Genomic DNA, 2,078 nt, shown 5'->3' on the forward strand with positions numbered 1-2,078 from the left:
GAGACGCCCGCGGAGCGCTCGGCCGCCCGGCTCAAGGTCAAGACCCTGTTCGAGGCCCTCAAGGGCCGGATCGACGGCCTCACCCATATCGAAGTCGGCATGGACGTCAGCGCGGTCGACTACGCCTGCGACGTGGTCCTGTTCTCCGAGTTCACCGACCAGGCCGCCCTTGCCGCCTACGCCAACCACCCGGAGCATCTGCGCGTGCGAGAGGCCCTGGGCGACTTGCGGATCGGGCGCTTCCAGGTCGATTATCCCATCAAAGGGGCCGGCGCATGATCGGCTCGTTTACCTTTGAAAACCTGCCCTGCCGTGTCGTGTTCGGCAGCGGAACCTTGGCTAGCGCCCGGGCCGAAGTCGAGCGGCTCGGCGGCAAGCGCGCGCTGGTGCTGACGACGCCGCAGCAGGAGGCGCAGGGCAAGAGCCTGGGCGCCGCACTGGGCCCGCTCCATGCCGGCATCTTCTCGGGCGCCACCATGCACACGCCGGTCGAGGTCACGGAACGCGCGCTCGCGGCGATGAAGGCATGCGAGGCCGACTGCGTCGTTTCGCTCGGCGGCGGCTCGACCACGGGGCTCGGCAAGGCGCTGGCCTTGCGCACCGGCGTGAACCAGCTCTGCATCCCCACCACCTATGCCGGCTCGGAAATGACGCCGATCCTGGGCCAGACCGAGAACGGCCTGAAGACCACGGTGCGCGATGCGGCGGTGCTGCCCGAGACCGTGATCTACGACGTCGATCTGACCTTGACGCTGCCGGCAAGTCTCGCCGCGACATCCGGCATCAATGCGATCGCCCATGCGGTCGAGGCGCTCTATGCGCGCGACGCCAATCCTGTCACGTCGCTGATGGCGGAAGAGGGCATCCGCGCGCTGGCTCGCGCCCTGCCCGCGATCGCCGCCAGAAGCGACGACCGCGAGGCCCGCACCGAAGCTCTCTATGGCGCCTGGCTTTGCGGCGTCTGTCTCGGCACCGTCGGCATGGCGCTGCATCACAAGCTCTGCCATACGCTCGGCGGCACCTTCGATCTGCCGCACGCCGAGACCCACACCATCGTGCTGCCGCATGCGCTGGCCTACAACGCGCCTGATGTGCCCGATGCGATGGCGCGCATCTCGCGCGCGATCGGCGCCGCCGACGCAGCCCAGGGTCTCTACGACCTTGCCAAGCGGCTGGGTGCGAAGCTTGCGCTGCGTGACGTCGGCATGCCCGAGAGCGGCATCGAGAAGGCGGCCGATCTCGCGGTCACAAACGCCTACTGGAATCCACGGCCGCTCGAGCGCGGCGCCATTCGCGACCTGATTGCACGCGCCTGGGCCGGCGAGCCACCCGGCGTCATGAAAGCGGCGGCTTGAAGCAATGCGGCGCACCCTGATCAGATCCGCAACCGTCATCAGCATGGATGATGCGATCGGCGATCTCGCGACCGGCGACGTGCTGGTCGAGGGCAGCCGTATCGCCGACGTGCGGTCGTCGATCGAGGTCGCGGCGGACGTCGAAATCATTGACGGCACGGGTCGCATCGTCATCCCCGGCCTCATTAACGCGCACATGCACACCTGGCAGACGGGCTTGCGCGGCTTTGCCGCGAACTGGACGCTGCTGGAGTATTTTCGCCGTATGCATGCCGGACTCGCGACCGTGTTCCGGCCCGACGACATCTACATCGCAACGCTGGTCGGCGCGCTGAACCAGATCAACCACGGCGTCACCACGCTGGTCGACTGGTGCCACAACAATCCGACGCCCGATCATACCGACGCCGCCGTGCGCGGCCTGATCGAGAGCGGCATTCGTGCCGCCTTCTTCCATGGCTCGCCGAAGCCCGAGCCGAAGCCGGGCGAGCCGCATTTCTCGGAAGTGCCGCATCCGCGCCGCGAGGTCGAGCGGCTCTTGGCCGGTCCCCTCGCCGACCGCGACGGCCTCGTCACACTGGGGCTCGCGATTCTCGGTCCGCATTATTCGACGCTCGACGTCGCCATGCATGATTTTCGACTGGCGCGGGAGCTGAACCTGATCGCTTCGATGCATCAGGGCGGTGGCCCGGCCAAGACGCCCGGCGGCTGGGAGAAGCTGAT

Annotated in this window: 3 protein-coding genes; all 3 read left to right on the top strand. The window is 67.8% G+C overall.

Annotated features, from left to right (window positions below; genetic code table 11):
* The coding region (locus tag JHD07_RS38430) for a Dabb family protein (protein ID WP_291631718.1) at positions 1–279 on the top strand (279 nt) is incomplete at its 5' end.
* A complete protein-coding gene (locus tag JHD07_RS38435; RefSeq protein WP_291631720.1) occupies positions 276–1,355 on the top strand; it encodes a maleylacetate reductase in 1,080 nt (359 codons plus the stop codon). The genes JHD07_RS38430 and JHD07_RS38435, both read left to right, overlap by 4 nt.
* Before the next feature lie 4 nt (positions 1,356–1,359).
* Positions 1,360–2,078 (top strand): amidohydrolase family protein (locus JHD07_RS38440; RefSeq protein WP_291631722.1); only part of this gene is annotated, 719 nt, incomplete at its 3' end.

The organism is Bradyrhizobium sp., from assembly GCF_016462955.1.
Classification (GTDB): domain Bacteria; phylum Pseudomonadota; class Alphaproteobacteria; order Rhizobiales; family Xanthobacteraceae; genus Bradyrhizobium.